Origin of the sequence: Frigoribacterium sp. SL97, from assembly GCF_026625765.1 — a bacterium.
Lineage (GTDB): Bacteria > Actinomycetota > Actinomycetes > Actinomycetales > Microbacteriaceae > Frigoribacterium.
Genome location: NZ_CP113062.1, coordinates 1,323,493 through 1,340,478, shown reverse-complemented (window position 1 = coordinate 1,340,478; position 16,986 = coordinate 1,323,493). Strand labels below are relative to the sequence as shown.

Below are 16,986 nucleotides of genomic sequence, written 5' to 3'. Positions count from 1 at the left end.
CCCGACGCTAGTCCGCGACCGGAGGTCCGTCCCGGGGGTGATGCCCAGGTGTCAGATGTCGAAGCCTCCGCCGAAGTCGCCTCCGCCGAAGTCCCCTCCCCCGAAGTCGCCTCCCCCGAAGTCCCCGAAACCCCCGCCGGAGTCGCCGGCCCCGTCGGCACCGAAGTCGCCGCCGCCGTCGCTGGCCGTCTCGGTGCCGGCGTCGGCACCGCCGTCCGCACCGCCCTCGCCCTCGGAGCCCTGGTCGCCGCCGGCGTCGTCACCCTCGCCGCCGTCCGCCGTCGCCCCGGCGTCGGGCAGGAACGCGCTCATCAGGGTCGACCCGATGACGTAACCGGCCACCGTGCCCAGGATCGATCCGCCGATGATCGAACCCATGCCGGGGCCCTGACGGAGGGGCTGGCCGTTCGGCCCGATCTGCTGCCGTCCGTCCGGGCCGCCGCCGAGGGTGCGCTCGAGGGTCCCGGGTCGACGCAGCTCGGACCGGGTGGCGGCCTGGGCGAGCGAGCCGGCGTCGTCGCCGCGCGGTGCCTCGCCGGGGCTCGACTCGGCCGTCAGCTGGTCGAAGACGAGACGGCGTTGTTCGGGGCTGAGCTTCGCGAACGCCTCGGCGTGCACCTGCTCGATGGTCTCGGGCGGGGCGGTCTTCAGCAGGTAGCGATACCGCTCGACGGCGATCTCGTCGTCGCTGCGGGCCGGGCCGGTGCCGGCCGACGAGGCCGGGACCGGCGACTGCTGGCCGTAGCCCTGCTGGTCGTACCCCTGCTGGCCGTACCCCTGCTGCGGGGCGGCGGGCTGCTCGTAGCTCTGCTGCCCGTACCGGTAGCCCTGCGGAGCGGAGGGCTGCTGCGGCTGGCCCTGCTGCGGCTCGCGGCCGAGGAGGCGGTCGAGGATTCCCATGGTGGTGTCCTGTCGGATCGTGTGCTCGGTGCCGCACGCGGGGCGCGACGTCGGTCTGCCCACCACGGTACGGATCGTCCCGGCCCGCCGCCTGGACGGCGACGGAACGTCAGCCGCGAACGTCCTGATCGACGGCGTCACGCGACGCGTCGTCGACGCCGGCTCGACGGCGGCGCACCGACCGGACGACGAGGAACACCACGACGCCCGCGATGGCGGCGTACACGACGTAGTCCAGGTACTTCGCGTACCGGTCGATGAGCTCGTACTGGGTGCCGAGGGCGGCGCCCAACCCGATCAACAGCCCGTTCCAGAGGCCGCTGCCCACGATCGTGAAGACCGAGAAGACCAGCAGGGGCATGCGCTCGGCACCGGCGGGAAGCGAGATGAGGCTGCGCACGCCCGGGATGAACCGGCCGAAGAACACCGCGGACCGTCCGTGGCGCTCGAACCAGCCGGCCGCCTTCTCGAAGTCGTGGCGGTCGACCAGCGGCAGCTTGGCCAGCCACCGGATGCTGCGGTCGAGGCCGAGACCGGCCCCGAGCCCGTAGAGGACCAGGGCGCCCAGGTAGGCGCCGAGGGTGCTCAGCGCGATCAACAGCACGATGTTCATCGACCCGGCGCCGGCCAGGAACCCGGCCAGCGGCAGGATGACCTCGCTGGGGATCGGCGGGAACACGGTCTCGACGAAGGTCAGCAGGGCGACGCCCCACTCGCCGAGGGCGTCGATGACGCGGGCGGCGAACCCGACGAGGCCGTCGAGGTCGGCGACGACGTCCTGGCTCGAGGACGAGGAGGCGCGGAGGACGAGGGCTGTCGAGGTCATGGGTCCCAGGTGGTCGGTCGGGCGCTCGGGGGCGCAACGGATCGGCAGCCCCGAGTATGGCGGGGCAGCCTGCGCGTCCGCCCACAACGCCCGGGTGGGCTGCGCCTGACGGGGAACACCGCATCGCTTGCTACATTGACCTGTGTCGGCTTGGTTTCCGACGCCGGACACACTCACGAAACAGGACCCCAATGGGATCGCTCATCTACGGAACCTCGGGCATCGAGGTCGAGTTCGAGGACCGCGTGCTCGAACACCTCCAGATCGTCATCGCCACCAAGCTGCGTCGCCGCGAGTCGTTCTTCTTCTCGTGGCGCGACACGCAGAAGGTCGGTGACGGTCGCAGCAGCATCTGGCTGGACGCCGGCATCCCGCTCTACTTCAAGTACTCCGGCGGCCGGGTGCCGTCGATCAACCGTGACTGGCTCACCGAGCTGACGGCCTCGTCGAACAGCTCGTCCGGCCTCGTCCTCACCGACGAGCCCAGTCTCGACAACAGCGCCAAGCGACGCGGCTGACCCGCGCCTCCCCCCTTTCGAGGCGTTGACCCGGTTCGGGTCCGTTCCGTACCGTGGGCCCGACGGCGACGGAGGGGGCGGTCATGCAGGGTGCCAGGCGCGCGAGCGCGGGCCGTCTGGCGATCGCCACGATGATGACGGTCGCCCTGGTCGCGGCCCTCGTGACGGCCCAGGCCTCCGTCGCGGCCCGGGCCTCGGACGCCGTCCTCTCGCAGGGACGCAGTGCGGGGGCCTCGTCGGTCGCTTCGCGGTCCACCCCGGCAGCGGCCGCGGTGGACGGCGACGGGCGGACGGGCTGGAGGAGCGCGCGGGCGGGCTCGCAGTGGTTGCAGGTCAGCATCGGGCCGCAGGTCGACGTGTCGCAGGTCTCGCTGCAGTGGGGTGACGCCCCGGCGACGGCCTACGAGGTCCAGATCTCGTCGACCGGCAAGACCTGGCGCACGCTGGCGTCGACGACCCGGGGTGACGGCGGCACGGACACGTACGACGTGGCGGGGACGGGGAGGCACGTCCGGGTGCTCGCGACGGTCTCGGCCACGGGCACGGGGTACTCGCTGTCCGAGCTGACGGTGCGTGGGTCCCGGACCGGGTCGCCGTCCACCACTCCGGGCGTCCGGCTCGCCGGTGGTGCCGGCTCGTGGCGCCTCGAGGTCGACGGGCGGCCCTTCATGGTCGAGGGGGTCACCTACGGCGCCCCGGTCGCCGAGGCGGCCACCCACTTCCCCGACATCGCCTCGATGGGCGCCAACACGGTCCGCACCTGGGGCACCGACACGGGCTCGGGGCGCCTCTTCGACGCCGCGTCGGCGTCCGGTCTCCACGTCGTCGCCGGCCTGTGGCTCGACCACGGCGTCGACTACGTCGGCGACACCGCGTACAAGACGGCCACCCTGGCGACCATCCGCTCGACCGTGGCCGCCTACCGGGATCGGCCGAGCCTCCTGGCATGGGACGTGGGCAACGAGGTGATGCTGGGGCAGGGCGAGAGCCAACGTGTCGCCTACGCCCGCTTCGTCGACGAGGTCGCCCGGACGATCCACTCGATCGACCCGGGCCACCCCGTCACCTCGACCGACGCCTGGATCGGCGCCCTCTCGTACTACGAGGAGCACGCTCCGTCGCTCGACTTCTACTCGGTCAACTCGTACGGCGGTGTCGGGTACCTCGAGGACGGGTGGATCTCCGGCGGCTACACCAAGCCCTACCTGGTGACCGAGACCGGTCCGGCCGGCTCGTGGGAGGTCCCCGACGACGCGAACGGCATCCCGCTCGAACCCGGCGACGAGGCCAAGGCCCGGGCCTACACCGCCGCGTGGCAGGCCGTCCTGTCCCATCCCGGCGTCGCCCTCGGGGCCACCGTCTTCAACTACGGCCTCGAGAACGACGAGCCCGGCGTCTGGTTGAACCTCCGGACCGACGGCCTCCGTCGGCTGTCGTACTTCGCGGTCCAACGCGCCTACGGCGGGGAAGCGCCCACCAACACGTCGCCCGTCGTGCGCTCCATGACGCTGTCCCCGGCCTCGGGAGTGCGCCCGGGCGCACCCGTCACGCTGACGACCTCGGTGACCGACCCCGACGGCGACCCCGTGACCTACCGGGTCTACGCCACGAGCCGGTACGTCGACGGGGACGAGTCCCTCCGGCCGTTGCCGGCGACCACCACGGGGCCGGGGACCATGACGGTACAGGCCCCGCCCCGCCCCGGGGTGTGGAAGATCTACGTCTACGCGCTCGACGGCCGGGGAAACGTGGGCATCGAGGCCCGCTCGGTCCGCGTCGTCTGACGTCTCCGCGTCAGCGGCGGACGAGGGCGGCGACCGCTCGCCACCCCACGACGAACACGCCGAGCACGACGACCGTCACGACGACGAAGCTGACCTGCACACCCTGACCGCTCACCACACGGAGCAGCACGCCGATCACGGCGGTGGAGACCCAGACGACCGCTCCCGAGCGGACGGCCGACAGCGGCCAGCGGACGCCGGTCACGCTCGCCCAGCCGACGACCGAGCCGACCACGAACGGCCACAGCGTGCCGTGCAGGCCGGGCAGGTCAAGGCCTTCGGCGTGGCTGCGACGGCCGATGACGACGAAGGCCAGGACCGCGACGAGGTCGACGACGATCGGCCACCAGGCCGGGCCGACCTCCCGCCGCCGGGTCGTCGGGGACGAGGTCGGGCTGGTGCGGGTCATCTCGGTGTCCTCTCGTGACGTCGGCACGCGCCGCGGACCGGGTCGCTCGGGTTCAGCGCGACCGCGGCTGCTCGAGTGCGCGCGACAACTCTGCCAGCAGTTCGTCGACCTGGGGGGCCACGAGGCGGTCGAGGGCCTCGGCGATGCGCGGACGGTGCTGCACCAGGGCCAGGCACAGGCTCGTTCCGACGGACTCGGCGTGGTCGCCCGCCAAGGTGATCTCGTGTCGCAGCGCGGCCTTGGCCTCGTCCGAGTACTCGGGCTGGGGCTCGGGCTCGGGTCGTGGGGTCGGACCCGGTCGGTGTTCCGATCCTGCGGCCGGGCGAGGCACGTCCGGCACGGGCGCGTCGGTCGGCGTCACCGCGTCCGGCGGCAGCAGCCAGCCGTCAAGGTCGTCGGGGTCGAACGACGCGGCCGCGACGTCGGGCTCGGTCGTGGAGGTGGCTCCGGTGGACCCGCCCACGACGGTCGGGTCGGGCGGGACGATGCCGGCGTCCGCCGGCATCCCCGCGAGCCCGGCGAGCGTGAAGAGGAACGGCTGGCCCGGTTCGGGTTCGGGGTCGAGATCGAGACCCTGGAACTCGGGGTCGAGACCCTGCTCGGGTCGGTAGCCCCGCGCCTCCTGGGCCTCGGCCAGTCGCAGCTCGCGCGTGACGAGCGGGAGGTTGCGGGCCGTGTACTCGTCGACGTCGTCGTCGACGATCTGCCGCATCCGGTTCAGCAGCGCGTGCTGGACGGCGTGCGGCACGTCGTGATCGAATCCGGCGGCGGTGGCGACGGGCGAGCCGAGGCACATCCGACACGGTCGCGTGCGACCGCGGGCGGTGCCGATGTGCCACCGGGGCAGCCAGCGCAGCCAGGCGTCGACGGCAGAGCTCACACGTCCCTCGATCTGCTCGGCCATGCCTCGAATCTAGGGCGAAAAGCGGCCGGGACGCCGACACGCCCGGGCGATTCCCGGGGATCGAGGTGTCCGAGCAGCCCGGCGGAGCCGACGGCGGTGCGCGAGTCGGGCCGCGTCCCTGGCGTCGACGCCGGGACTCAGCCCGACGTGACGAAGTCGATGAGTTCTTCGACCCGGCCCAGCACCGACGGCTCGAGGTCGGCATAGCTCCGCACGCGCGACAGGATGTGCTGCCAGGCCCGCGCGATGTCCGCCTGGTCCTCGTGCGGCCAGCCCATGGCCTCGCACACGCCGTGCTTCCACTCGACCGATCGGGGCACGACCGGCCAGGCCTCGACACCGAGCCGCCCCGGCTTGACGGCCTGCCAGACGTCGACGAACGGGTGCCCGACCACCAACACGTGGCGGCCGAGCGGACTTCGGGCGATGCCCTCGGCGACCCGGCTCTCTTTCGAGCCCGGCACCAGGTGGTCGACGAGCACGCCGACGCGTCGCTCGGGCCCCGGCCGGAAGTCGCGGAGCACGTCGGCCAGGTGGTCGACGCCCTCGAGGTACTCGACGACGACGCCCTCGACCCGCAGGTCGGAGCCCCAGACCTTCTCGACCAGCTCGGCGTCGTGCCGCCCCTCGACGAAGATGCGACTCTGACGGGCGACCCGGGCCTTGGCCCCCTCGACGGCGAACGAGCCGGACGCCGTGCGCGCCCGACCCTGAGGCGCCGCCCGCGGCACCCGCAGCGCCACGGGGGCGCCGTCGATCGAGAACGAGCCCGACATCGGGAAGGCCCGCACCCGGCCCTTCCAGTCCTCGAGCTCGACGGTGCCGGCCTCGACGCGGACGATCGCGCCCGTGAAGCCCGACCGGACCTCTTCCACCACGAGGTCGCGGACCGCGTCGGTCGGCGTCGGCGCCGGCTTCGTCGAGCGCTTCCAGTCGCCGGCGAGCACGTCGGCACCGTACCGGTCGTCATCCACGGGGGCCTCCGGAGCGTGGTCGGGGTTGGTAGGGGCGGGGTGGGCCCTTTCGCGGGCCGTCGGCGGGTGCGGTCTCGGGACGCCCGGACGTGCGGCCCGGCCGGGGGGACGGAGCAGGAGGCGCGGTGCCGCTCCGTGGAGTCGCCTCGGTCGGGCGCTGGCTCACCTTCGGCGGACGCGCCGCCGACGCGTCGGGCTTCGGGAGAGCGACGCGGGTGGAGGACGGTGACGACGCGACCCGCGCCTCGCGGTCGGATGCGGCCGTGCGGACCGCGACGCCCGCCGGGGTCGGCGTGAAGCCGACCGTGAACACCCAGATCAGACCACCCAGGACGAAGAGCACGAACGCGGCCGACACGGCCGCGGGCAGCCACCAGGCCGCGAGGGGCCCACCCTGCGAGACGAGGGCCAGGACGAACAGCGCCGCGACGAACCACAGGGAGGCGCTGGTCGCCACCGCGAGGTAGCGCTGGTACCGGCGCCTCATCTCGGCCCGGTTGGCCGGGTTCTTCCAGAAGGCGGCGTGCGGGACGAGCACGTGGCGGGCGGGCGTGACCGCGAGGAACAGAGCCGACACCGACCAGGTCACGACGATGCCGACCACGAGCACGGCGCCGAGGAGGACGAGGTCGTCACGGCTCGCCGCGAACGCCGACCCACCCGTCTCGCTGAGGTGGACCATCACGACCCGGCCGGGCAGGACGCGCGAGGCCACCGCGAGCGTCACGAGCACGCCGACGAGGGCGACGGCCACGGGCACGGCGGGGCGCAGACGCGCGACGAGGTTCATCGTGCGCCGCTCCCTGCCGCGGCCGTGGTCACGTCGATCAGGCCTGCGCCCGCTCGAGCACCAGCTCGCGGACGCGCGCGGCGTCCGCCTGCCCCTTCATGGCCTTCATGACGGCGCCGATGACGGCACCGGCGGCCTGGACCTTGCCGTCGCGGATCTTCGCCAGCACGTCGGGCTGACCGGCCAGGGCCTCGTCGATGGCGGCGATGAGCGCGCCGTCGTCCGAGACGACCTTCAGCCCGCGGGCCTCGACGACCTCGGACGGGCTGCCCTCGCCGGCGACGACGCCTTCGAGCACCTGACGGGCCAGTCGGTCGGTCAGCTCGCCGCTCTCGACGAGCGCGATGAGCTCACTGACGTGCAGGGGTGACACGAGGCTCGAGGCCTCGACGCCCTGCGCGTTGGCGAGGCGGGCGATCTCGCCGGTCCACCACTTGCGTGCGGCCTGGGGTGAGGCACCCGCGGCGACGGTCTCGACGAGCTCGGTGAGCAGGCCGGAGTTCACGACGTCCTGGAACTCGAGGTCGGCGAACCCCCACTCGGACTTGAGCCGGCGACGCTGGGCGACCGGCGCCTCGGGAAGGGCCAGACGCAGTTCTTCGACGAGCTCGCGAGGAGGGACGACGGGCAGCAGGTCGGGCTCGGGGAAGTACCGGTAGTCGTCGGCGTCGCTCTTGGGGCGGCCCGCCGAGGTGCGACCGGTGTCTTCGTGCCAGTGGCGCGTCTCTTGCGTGATGGTGCCGCCCGCGGCGAGGATCGCGGCCTGACGCTGGATCTCGTAGCGGACCGCGCGCTCGACCGAACGGAACGAGTTGACGTTCTTGGTCTCGGTGCGGGTGCCGAGCTTCTCCTGCCCGTGCGGACGCAGGGAAACGTTGGCGTCGCAGCGCAGGTTGCCGCGCTCCATGCGGGCCTCGCTGACGCCGAGGGCCCGCACGATGTCACGGATGGTCGACACGTAGGCCGCACCCAGCTCGGGACCCTTGGCGCCCGCGCCGATGATCGGCTTGGTGACGATCTCGACGAGCGGGATGCCGGCGCGGTTGTAGTCGACGAGGGAGTACTCGGCGCCCTGGATGCGACCGGTCGACCCGCCGACGTGCGTCAGCTTGCCGGCGTCCTCTTCCATGTGGGCGCGCTCGATCGGGATCGCGAAGACGGTCCCGTCCGGCAGCTCGACCTCGACCTCGCCCTCGAACGCGATGGGTTCGTCGAACTGGCTGACCTGGTAGTTCTTGGGGTTGTCGGGGTAGAAGTAGTTCTTGCGGGCGAAGCGCGAGCTCTCGGCGATCGAGCAGCCCAGGGCCAAGCCGAGGCTGATCGAGTAGCGCACGGCCTGCTCGTTGACCACCGGCAGCGACCCGGGCAGACCCAGGTCGACCGGGGTGACGTTGGTGTTGGGCTCGCCACCGAAGAAGTTCGGGGCGTCCGAGAACATCTTGGTCTTGGTCGCGAGCTCGACGTGGACCTCGAAGCCGAGGACGACCTCGAACTGCTCGAGGGCCTTCTCGTAGTCCATCAGGTCTGCCTTGGCCATCAGATGACTCCCTCGGTGGCGGCGGTCTGCTCGGTCGCGCTCAGGTCGGGCGCGCGCGAGATGAGCGTGTGGCCCCAGCCCTGCTCGAGCAGCTGCTCGAGGGCGGCACCGTAGGTGTAGAGGCGGGCGTCGCCGCGCGCGGGGGCCATGAACTGCAACCCCGTCGGCAGCCCGTCCTCGGCGGCCAGGCCCATCGGCACCGTGATGCCGGGGATGCCGGCCAGGTTGGCCGGGATCGTCGTGATGTCGTTGAGGTACATGGCCAGCGGATCGTCGATCTTCTCGCCGAGCCGGAACGCCGTGGTGGGCGCGGACGGCGAGACGAGGACGTCGACCTGGTCGAACGCCGCCGCGAAGTCGCGCTGCACGAGGGTGCGCACCTTCTGCGCGCTGCCGTAGTAGGCGTCGTAGTAGCCCGCGCTCAGCGCGTAGGTGCCGAGGATGATGCGGCGCTTCACCTCGGGGCCGAAGCCGGCCTCGCGGGTGGCGGCCATGACGTCCTCGACGGTGCCGCCTCCCTCGGGGACGACCCGCAGGCCGAAGCGCACCGAGTCGAACTTGGCGAGGTTGCTCGACGCCTCGGCCGGCAGGATCAGGTAGTAGGCGCTGATCGCGTGCTCGAAGCTGGGGGCCGAGATCTCGACGATCTCGGCACCGGCCGCGCTCATGAGCTCGAGGGCCTCGGCGAAGCGGGTCTTGACGCCGGCCTGGAAGCCCTCGCCGTTCAGCTCGCGGACGACTCCGATGCGGACGCCCTGCAGGGCACCGCCGGCGAGACCGGTGCGGGCCGCCTCGGTGAACGAGGGCCAGGCGTCGCGCAGCGAGGTGGAGTCGCGGGGGTCGTGCCCCGTGATGACGTCGTGCAGCATGGCGCTGTCGAGCACCGTGCGGCTGACCGGGCCGACCTGGTCGAGCGAGCTGGCCAGGGCGATCGCGCCGTAGCGGCTGACACCCGTAGGTCGGCTTGACCCCGACGGTGCCGGTGACGGCACCGGGCTGGCGGATGGACCCGCCGGTGTCGCTGCCGAGGGCGAGGGGCGCCTCGAAGGCGGCGACGGCGGCCGCGGAGCCACCACCCGAGCCACCGGGGATGCGGTCGAGCGACCAGGGGTTGTGCGTGGGTCCGTAGGCCGAGAACTCGGTCGACGAGCCCATCGCGAACTCGTCCATGTTGGTCTTGCCGAGGGGGACGAGGTCGGCCGCGCGCAGCTTGGCGACGACGGTGGCGTCGTACGGCGGCACCCAACCCTCGAGGATCTTGCTGCCGGAGGTCGACGGCATGTCGATCGTGCAGAGGACGTCCTTGATGGCGATCGGGACGCCGGCGAGCGGGCCGAGGGCCTCGCCCGCGGCGCGGCGGCGGTCGACGTCGGCCGCCGTGTCGAGTGCGGCCGTGCTGACGTGCAGGAAGGCGTGGACGTCCCCGTCGACCGCCTCGATGCGATCGAGGTGGGCGCGCGTGACGTCGACCGACGACACGTCGCCGGCGGCGAGGCGGGTCGACAGCTCGGCGGCGGACAGGTGGACGAGCGAGGTGGTGTCGGTCATGGCTACTGCTCTTCTCCCAGGATCGCGCTCACCCGGAAGCGCGAGCCGTCGTGGTCGGGGGCGCCGGACAGGGCCTGCTCGGCCGTGAGCGTCTCGCCCACGACGTCGGGCCGGAACACGTTCTCGAGCGGGATCGGGTGGCTGGTCGCCGGGACGTCGTCGGTCGCGACCTCTCGGACCTTGGCGACGCTGTCGACGATGTGGCCGAGCTCGGCGGTCATCGTGTCGATCTCGGCCTCGGTGAGGGCGATGCGGGCGAGACCGGCGAGGTGCTGCACCTGCTCGCGCGTGATTTCGGACATGCTTCTCTCTCACGTGGTCGTGCGGGGGTACCGCGGCGGCGGTACCGCACGATTCTACGGGGCGGCACCGACGCGCGGGGTCGTGGGGGGGGTCGCGGCGTCGGACCCTCAGTCGCGGAAGTAGACGTCCTGCGGCCGCACGAGCGTGAGGGCGGGCGCCTCCGGACCGCCCTCGCCCGGTTGGCCGGTGCGACCGTCGACGAGTGCGCCGTGCCCGAGCCCGATGAGGGCCAGGCTGCGCATCGACTCGGTGCCGGCCCGGAAGTAGTCGTTGTGCCCGAGGGCGGAGGCCAGGGCGTGTCCCGTCACCGCGTCGGCTCCACCGCTCAGGTGCAGCACGACGGCGCCGAAGGCGCCCGTCGCCGGGTCGGCCCCGAAGAAGCCGCTCCCGGCCACGGGGTCGAAGCTGCCGGCTGCGGCGTACACGTCGTGACCGCGGACCGCGAGCTCCCCGGCGTCGGAGACGACGCTGCCGGGCGATCCGAGCAGCACCAGCGAGTCGACCGACACGCGTCCGGACGACAGGGCGATCGTCGCCGTCGTCGAGCCGTACGAGTGCGCCATGACCGACACCCGCGGCTCGTCGTCCGCCCGGGCCGCGTCGAGCCCGTCGAGCGCGTCCACGAGGTGGGACGCACCCTGCCGAGCGAGGCCGAGGTCGTAGAAGTTGGTCAGGTCGGGCGTCTGGTAGCCCATCCAGGCCACGACGGCGACGGTCGGCACGGGGCCGGGGCCACCGCGGCCCAGCAACGTCGCCCAGGTGGCCTGCTCGTCGTGGAGGGCGCCGGCGGTGTTGGTCCAGTCCACGAGCTGGTCCGACACCGTGAACAGCATGCCGGGGACGAGCACGCTGACGTCGTCGGCGGTGTCGAGGTCCCCGACGGTGACGGCCGCGCGTCCGGACAGGACCGTGTCGAGCGCCACGAGGTGTCGATCGGCCGCCCCGGCGAAGGGGACGTCGTTCGTCGCCCCGTCGAGCGTCGCCCGCACCTGCTGGAGCATGGCCAGACGACGGGCGTCACCCGGCTCCTCGTCGTCCGAACCGATCCGCTGCGAGACGGCGACCGTCGCGTACCGCAGGAGCTGCCGGTTGGCGGTGTCGCGCACCGAGTACGGGACGCCCTCGAGGTTGCCGACGACGCCCGGCACGCTGCGCGCGAGGACCGCCTGCCGACCGTCGCCCAGCCCGGTCCACCAGGCGGCCGTCACCTCGGGTGCGACCTGCTCACCGAGCACCGCCGTCAGCGCCGTCGCGTCGTCACCGTCGGCGTCGAGGGTGTCGGCGAAGCGCTCGACTCCGGCCGAGGAGGCGCGGGCCAGCTGGTCGAGGCAGGCCTCGGCCGAGAAGGCGGTCGCCTCGACCTCCCGGCAGCCGTCGAGCTCGGGCACGGCACGCCCGTCCCGTACCGGTGCGATCCCCGGGACGCCGTCCGGCGACGCCACGACGAGTGGTCCGGTCGCCGGGCGGTCGAGCGTCACGGCGGTCGCCGACGGCACGGTCGGAGCGTCGGCCACCCCGGCAAGGTGCACCGAGGCAGAGAGCATTGCTGCAGCGAGGAACAGCACGTCGGGTCTTCCCCCTAGTCACGTGCCTGTACCCCGGCTCCCTACTGCTGGAGAACGACACGTCCTCACATCCTAGGAAACGAAAGTGCCCCTGACCAGGGAAATCATGATTCAGGCGCCTCCTCGTCCCCCACCTGGGGGACAACGAGAGCCGCCGGGCCCTCCTTAAGGAGGACAGCGAATTGCTCCGCGTCGATGATCCGTACCCCGAGTTGCTCGGCCTTCGACAACTTCGATCCGGCGCCGGGTCCGGCCGCGACGAAGTCCGTCTTCTTGCTGACGCTGCTCGCCGCCTTGCCGCCGGCCTCGACGATGGCCTCGAGTGCGCCCTCGCGCGTGAACCCCTCGAGGCTCCCTGTCGCCACGACCGTCACGCCCGAGAGCACGCCACCCGCCGCCTCGGCGGCACCCGGTCCGGGATGACCGGGTGTGGCGAACTGCACTCCCGCCGCCGTCCACCGATCGATGATCTCGACGTGCCAGTCGACGTCGAACCAGGCGAGCAGCGCATCGGCGATGATGCCGCCCACGCCGTCGACGGCCGCGAGCTCGTCCCGCGAGGCGGCTCGGATGGCGTCGAGCGAGCCGAAGTGGTTGGCCAGCGCCCGGGCCGCGACCGGCCCGACGTGTCGGATGCTCAGACCGACCAGGAACCGCCACAGCGGGCTGGTCTTCGCCTTCTCGAGGTTCGCGAGCATCTCGATCGCCGTCTTGGACGGCACCGAGGTCTCGTCACCCGAGAACTCGGTGGCCGAGGGGTCGAAGGCGCCGTCGCGCTTGGCGCGCTTCCGGCGGAACGGGGTGACGAGTTTCGGCTGCCCGTCGGCCTCGAGCTTCTGCATGCCGGTCTCGGTGTCGCGGACGACGACCCGTACGGGGAAGATGTCGGCCATCGTCAGGCTGAAGAGGCCGGCCTCGGTGCGCAGGGGCGGCGTGGCCGGCTCGACGGGCTGCGTCAGCGCGGCCGCCGCGACCTCGCCGAGACCTTCGACGTCGAGCGAGCCGCGGGACGCGATGTGCTCGACGCGTCCGCGGACCTGGGCAGGGCAGCTCTCGGCGTTGGGACAGCGCAGGTCGATGTCGCCCTCTTTGGCGGGCTTGAGCGGGGTGCCGCACTCGGGGCAGTCGACGGGCATGACGAACTCGCGTTCGGTGCCGTCGCGCAGCTCGATGACCGGGCCGAGCACCTCGGGGATGACGTCGCCCGCCTTGCGCAGCACGACGGTGTCGCCGATCAGCACGCCCTTCGCCTTGACGACCTGCTGGTTGTGCAGGGTCGCCTGGCGCACCTCGCTGCCGGCGACCTCGACCTTCTCCATGACGGCGAAGGGCGTCGCTCGGCCCGTGCGTCCGACGCTGACGACGATGTCGAGCAGCGTCGTGTTGACCTCTTCGGGCGGGTACTTGAACGCCGTCGCCCACCGGGGAGCCCGGCTCGTGGCCCCGAGCTCTTCGTGCAGGGCGAGGTCGTCGACCTTGACCACGATGCCGTCGATCTGGTGCTCGACCGACGAGCGCCGCACCCCGTAGTCGTGGATGAAGGCCTCGACCTCGTCGACGGTGTCGAAGACGCGGTAGTGGGTCGAGATGGGCAGGCCCCACCCGCCCAGCAGGTCGTAGACCTCGGATTGCGACCGGACCTCGGTCGCACGCTCGAGTTCGCGGACCGGCCACGCGCCGATGCCGTGCACGAGCATCCGCAGGCGGCGCAGGCGTGCGTGCATCAACTCGCGCTTCTCGGGGCTCTTGCCCTCTTCTTTCTGACGCAGCGAGCCGGCGGCGGCGTTGCGGGGGTTCGCGAAGACGCGTTCTCCCGCCTCGCGCTGCTGGGCGTTCAGTTCGTCGAACTCGCTGACCGGGAAGAAGATCTCGCCTCGCACCTCGACCAGCGGCGGGTGGCCGGTGCCCTCGAGCCGTTCGGGGATCGTGCCCATGGCGAGCACGTTGCCGGTCACGTCCTCGCCGACGACGCCGTCGCCACGGGTGGCGGCGGTGACGAGCACGCCGTCCTCGTACCGCAGGTTGATCGCCAGGCCGTCGATCTTCAGTTCGGTGAGGAACCGCACGCGTTCGGCCCCGGCGTCGCGCTGGACCTTGCCCGCCCACTCGGCGAGCTCGTCGTCGCTGAACACGTTGTCGAGGCTGAGCATGCGCTCGGCGTGCTCGACCGGGGCGAACTGCGTGGTCTCGGCCCGGCCACCGACCGTCTGCGTGGGGCTGTCGGGCTTCTGCAGCTCGGGGTGAGCCCGCTCGAGGGAGTCGAGGCGTCGCACGAGGCCGTCGTAGTCGGCGTCGGAGACGGTCGAGCCGTTGCCCTCGTAGTACTGGTCACGCAGCTCGAGGATGCGGGTCGTCAGACGTTCGGCCTCGTCTCGCGCCTGGGACAGGTCGTCGGGGACGCCGTCGGTCTCGACCGCGGGCCCGGAGGCGGAGGCGTCGTCGCCGGTCTCGCTCATCGTGGTCGCCTCAGACGGTGACGTCTGCGGGCACGGGCACGGCGCTGACCGTGCGGTCGATCGTGCACTGACCGAGGACGCGGGTGCCGACGTAGACGACGGCGGTCTGCCCGGGGGCGACGCCGTTGAGGGGTTCGCGAGGTGTGATCACGAGTTCTTTCTTACCCTCGACCTCCGACACCCGCGCGACGGCGGGTACGGGGTCGGCGTGGGCACGGATCTGCACGTCGCAGTCGAACGCGACCGTCGGGTCGACCGGGGCGAGCCCGGCCCAGGTGTACGAGCCGCCGGCGATCTCGGCGATGTCGAGGGCCTCCTTCGGTCCGACGACGACCGTGTTGTCGACCGGTCGCACCTCGAGCACGAAGCGCGGCTTCCCGTCGTCGGACGGGAAGCCGATGTTGAGGCCCTTGCGCTGGCCGACCGTGAAGGCGTGCGCCCCCTCGTGCGACCCGACCACGGCACCGCTGCGATCGAGGATCTCACCCGTCTCGGCACCGACCCGCTCGGCGAGCCACCCGCGGGTGTCGCCGTCGGGGATGAAGCAGATGTCGTGGCTGTCGGGCTTGGACGCCACGCTGAAGCCGCGCTCGGCGGCCTCGGCCCGCACCTCGGCCTTGGAGGGCGTCGCCCCGAGCGGGAACATCGAGTGCGCGAGCTGCTCGGCGGTGAGCACGCCCAGAACGTACGACTGGTCCTTCGCCCAGGCGGAGGCGCGGTGCAGCTCTCGGTTGCCCCGGTCGTCGGTGACGACGGTCGCGTAGTGACCCGTGCAGACCGCGTCGAAGCCGAGCGCGAGCGCCTTCTCGAGCAGGGCGGCGAACTTGATGCGCTCGTTGCAGCGCATGCAGGGATTGGGCGTGCGGCCTGCGGTGTACTCGGCGACGAAGTCGTCGACGACATCGAGCTTGAAGCGCTCGGAGAAGTCCCACACGTAGTAGGGGATGCCGATCTTGTTGGCGGCGCGCTGGGCGTCCATCGAGTCCTCGATCGTGCAGCAGCCACGGCTGCCCGTTCGGAGCGTTCCCGGCATCCGGCTGAGGGCCAGGTGCACGCCCACCACGTCGTGGCCGGCCTCGACCGCCCTCGCCGCGGCCACCGCCGAGTCGACTCCACCACTCATCGCTGCCAAGACCTTCATCCGACAAGTGTACGCAGCGGGCCTAGGGTGGCGAGCGACATGTCTTCCTCCTCCCCCGCCTTCAGCATGCGGTCGGTGGCCCTCGCGGCGTTCCTGCCCGCGGCGCTCTTCGCCATCGGCGAGGGGGCCATCATCCCGATCATCCCCGTCGTGGCGAGCGAGCTCGGTGCCTCGCTCCCCTTCGCCGGCTTCGTCGCCGCGCTCATCCTCGTGGGCGAGCTGATCGGCGACATCCCGAGCGGATGGCTCGTCAGCCGCATCGGCGAGCGCACCGCGATGATCGGTGCCTCGCTCGTGAGCATCGGCGGACTCGTCACCTGTCTGCTGGCGCCGAACGAGATCGTCCTCGCCGTCGGCGTGCTGGTGATCGGCCTCGCGACCGCGGTCTTCGCCCTCGCACGGCACGCCTTCATGACCAGCTTCGTGCCCGTCGAGATCCGCGCCAGGGCGCTGTCGAGCCTCGGCGGAGTCTTCCGACTCGGCTACTTCGTCGGCCCGTTCCTCTCGGCCGGGGTCATCGAGTTGACCGGGTCCGTGCAATCGGCGTTCGTCGTCCACATCGTCGGCTGCCTCGGCGCGGCGATCGCGCTGCTCGTCCTGCGCGACCCGTCGGCTGCCTTCGGCGTCCGGCCGGGCAGCGGCACGGAGGACGGCGCCGACCTCGTCGCCCGGGAGGCACACGGCCTCTTCGCGACCCTCTGGCGTCATCGAGGCGTGCTGCTGAAGCTCGGCAGCGGGGCGGCCCTGATCGGCGCCATGCGTTCCGGTCGCCAGGTCATGCTGCCCCTCTGGGCCGTCAGCATCGGCCTCGGGGCGTCCGAGACCGCGATCATCATCGGCATCGCCGGCGCCGTGGACTTCGCGCTCTTCTACACGAGCGGACAGATCATGGACCGCTTCGGGCGCCTCTGGAGCGCCGTCCCCTGCATGGTGGGCCTCGGGCTCTCGTACCTCGCCCTGTCGTTCACGCACGACCTCGACGCCAGGGTCGGATGGTTCGTCGCCGTCGCGATCCTGATGTCCCTGGCCAACGGCGTCGGCAGCGGCATCCTCATGACGCTCGGTGCCGACCTGGCCGACAAAGGCGACCCCGCACCCTTCCTCGGCGCCTGGCGCTTCACCGGCGACGCGGGCAGCGCTGCGGCGCCCCTGCTCATCTCCGGGGTGACCGCGGTCGTGTCGATCTCGCTCGCCAGCGGGGTGATGGGCGTCCTCGGCCTCGTGGGTGCGGCGATCCTCGTGCGCTACGTGCCCCGCTACTCACCGCACGTGCCCCGCTCGCAGCGCTAGCGCCTCCTCGTCCCCGTTCCCGCCGAGGGTCGCCGTCGGTA

Annotated in this window: 14 protein-coding genes and 1 pseudogene; 3 read left to right on the top strand and 12 right to left on the bottom strand. The window is 72.1% G+C overall.

Features of this window, described 5'->3' with window-relative positions; translation table 11 throughout:
* Positions 1–51 precede the first annotated feature (51 nt).
* Positions 52–900 (bottom strand): hypothetical protein, encoded by an 849-nt coding sequence (locus tag OVA02_RS06430; protein WP_267659451.1) that lies wholly within the window; start codon positions 898–900, stop codon positions 52–54.
* Between the two features lie 109 nt (positions 901–1,009).
* On the bottom strand, positions 1,010–1,726 hold the full coding sequence (locus OVA02_RS06425) for a DedA family protein (RefSeq protein WP_123571520.1): 717 nt from the start codon (positions 1,724–1,726) through the stop codon (positions 1,010–1,012).
* A 191-nt stretch (positions 1,727–1,917) separates the two neighbouring features.
* On the opposite strand from OVA02_RS06425, the gene OVA02_RS06420 reads away from it, so the two are divergent.
* Together OVA02_RS06420 and OVA02_RS06415 are read left to right on the top strand one after the other, a co-directional pair.
* Positions 1,918–2,244, top strand: a complete 327-nt coding sequence (locus tag OVA02_RS06420) for a hypothetical protein (RefSeq protein ID WP_056048554.1) — start codon at positions 1,918–1,920, stop codon at positions 2,242–2,244.
* Between the two features lie 83 nt (positions 2,245–2,327).
* Positions 2,328–4,028 (top strand): discoidin domain-containing protein, encoded by a 1,701-nt coding sequence (locus tag OVA02_RS06415; RefSeq protein ID WP_267659450.1) that lies wholly within the window; start codon positions 2,328–2,330, stop codon positions 4,026–4,028.
* 10 nt (positions 4,029–4,038) lie between these two features.
* Here the strand turns inward: OVA02_RS06415 and OVA02_RS06410 are convergent, their stop codons facing one another.
* The 10 genes and pseudogenes from OVA02_RS06410 to mnmA form a co-directional block, all read right to left on the bottom strand.
* Positions 4,039–4,437: a DUF3054 domain-containing protein gene (locus tag OVA02_RS06410; RefSeq protein WP_267659449.1), complete on the bottom strand. Its 399-nt coding sequence runs from the start codon at positions 4,435–4,437 to the stop codon at positions 4,039–4,041.
* 52 nt (positions 4,438–4,489) lie between these two features.
* Positions 4,490–5,341: a spermidine/putrescine ABC transporter substrate-binding protein gene (locus OVA02_RS06405; protein ID WP_267659448.1), complete on the bottom strand. Its 852-nt coding sequence runs from the start codon at positions 5,339–5,341 to the stop codon at positions 4,490–4,492.
* A gap of 137 nt (positions 5,342–5,478) precedes the next feature.
* Positions 5,479–6,315: a DUF3097 domain-containing protein gene (locus OVA02_RS06400; protein WP_192122713.1), complete on the bottom strand. Its 837-nt coding sequence runs from the start codon at positions 6,313–6,315 to the stop codon at positions 5,479–5,481.
* Positions 6,308–7,105, bottom strand: a complete 798-nt coding sequence (locus tag OVA02_RS06395) for a hypothetical protein (RefSeq protein WP_123571523.1) — start codon at positions 7,103–7,105, stop codon at positions 6,308–6,310. Before OVA02_RS06395 ends, OVA02_RS06400 begins: the two co-directional genes overlap by 8 nt.
* A gap of 37 nt (positions 7,106–7,142) precedes the next feature.
* Positions 7,143–8,642, bottom strand: coding sequence for an Asp-tRNA(Asn)/Glu-tRNA(Gln) amidotransferase subunit GatB (gatB, locus tag OVA02_RS06390; protein ID WP_056048565.1), 1,500 nt, complete (start codon positions 8,640–8,642; stop codon positions 7,143–7,145).
* Positions 8,642–10,190: pseudogene (gatA, locus tag OVA02_RS06385) on the bottom strand (Asp-tRNA(Asn)/Glu-tRNA(Gln) amidotransferase subunit GatA). Before gatA ends, gatB begins: the two are co-directional and overlap by 1 nt.
* Before the next feature lie 2 nt (positions 10,191–10,192).
* Complete coding sequence (gene gatC, locus OVA02_RS06380; protein WP_043594160.1) at positions 10,193–10,492, bottom strand: Asp-tRNA(Asn)/Glu-tRNA(Gln) amidotransferase subunit GatC; 300 nt, start codon at positions 10,490–10,492, stop codon at positions 10,193–10,195.
* Between the two features lie 108 nt (positions 10,493–10,600).
* A complete protein-coding gene (locus OVA02_RS06375; protein WP_267659447.1) occupies positions 10,601–12,007 on the bottom strand; it encodes an alpha/beta hydrolase in 1,407 nt (468 codons plus the stop codon).
* Between the two features lie 155 nt (positions 12,008–12,162).
* A complete protein-coding gene (ligA, locus tag OVA02_RS06370) occupies positions 12,163–14,514 on the bottom strand; it encodes an NAD-dependent DNA ligase LigA (protein WP_267659446.1) in 2,352 nt (783 codons plus the stop codon).
* A 10-nt stretch (positions 14,515–14,524) separates the two neighbouring features.
* Positions 14,525–15,655, bottom strand: a complete 1,131-nt coding sequence (mnmA, locus tag OVA02_RS06365) for a tRNA 2-thiouridine(34) synthase MnmA (protein ID WP_267659445.1) — start codon at positions 15,653–15,655, stop codon at positions 14,525–14,527.
* A 39-nt stretch (positions 15,656–15,694) separates the two neighbouring features.
* Here mnmA and OVA02_RS06360 point away from each other — a divergent pair, with 39 nt between their 5' ends.
* On the top strand, positions 15,695–16,945 hold the full coding sequence (locus OVA02_RS06360; protein ID WP_267659444.1) for an MFS transporter: 1,251 nt from the start codon (positions 15,695–15,697) through the stop codon (positions 16,943–16,945).
* The last annotated feature ends 41 nt before the right edge of the window (positions 16,946–16,986 follow it).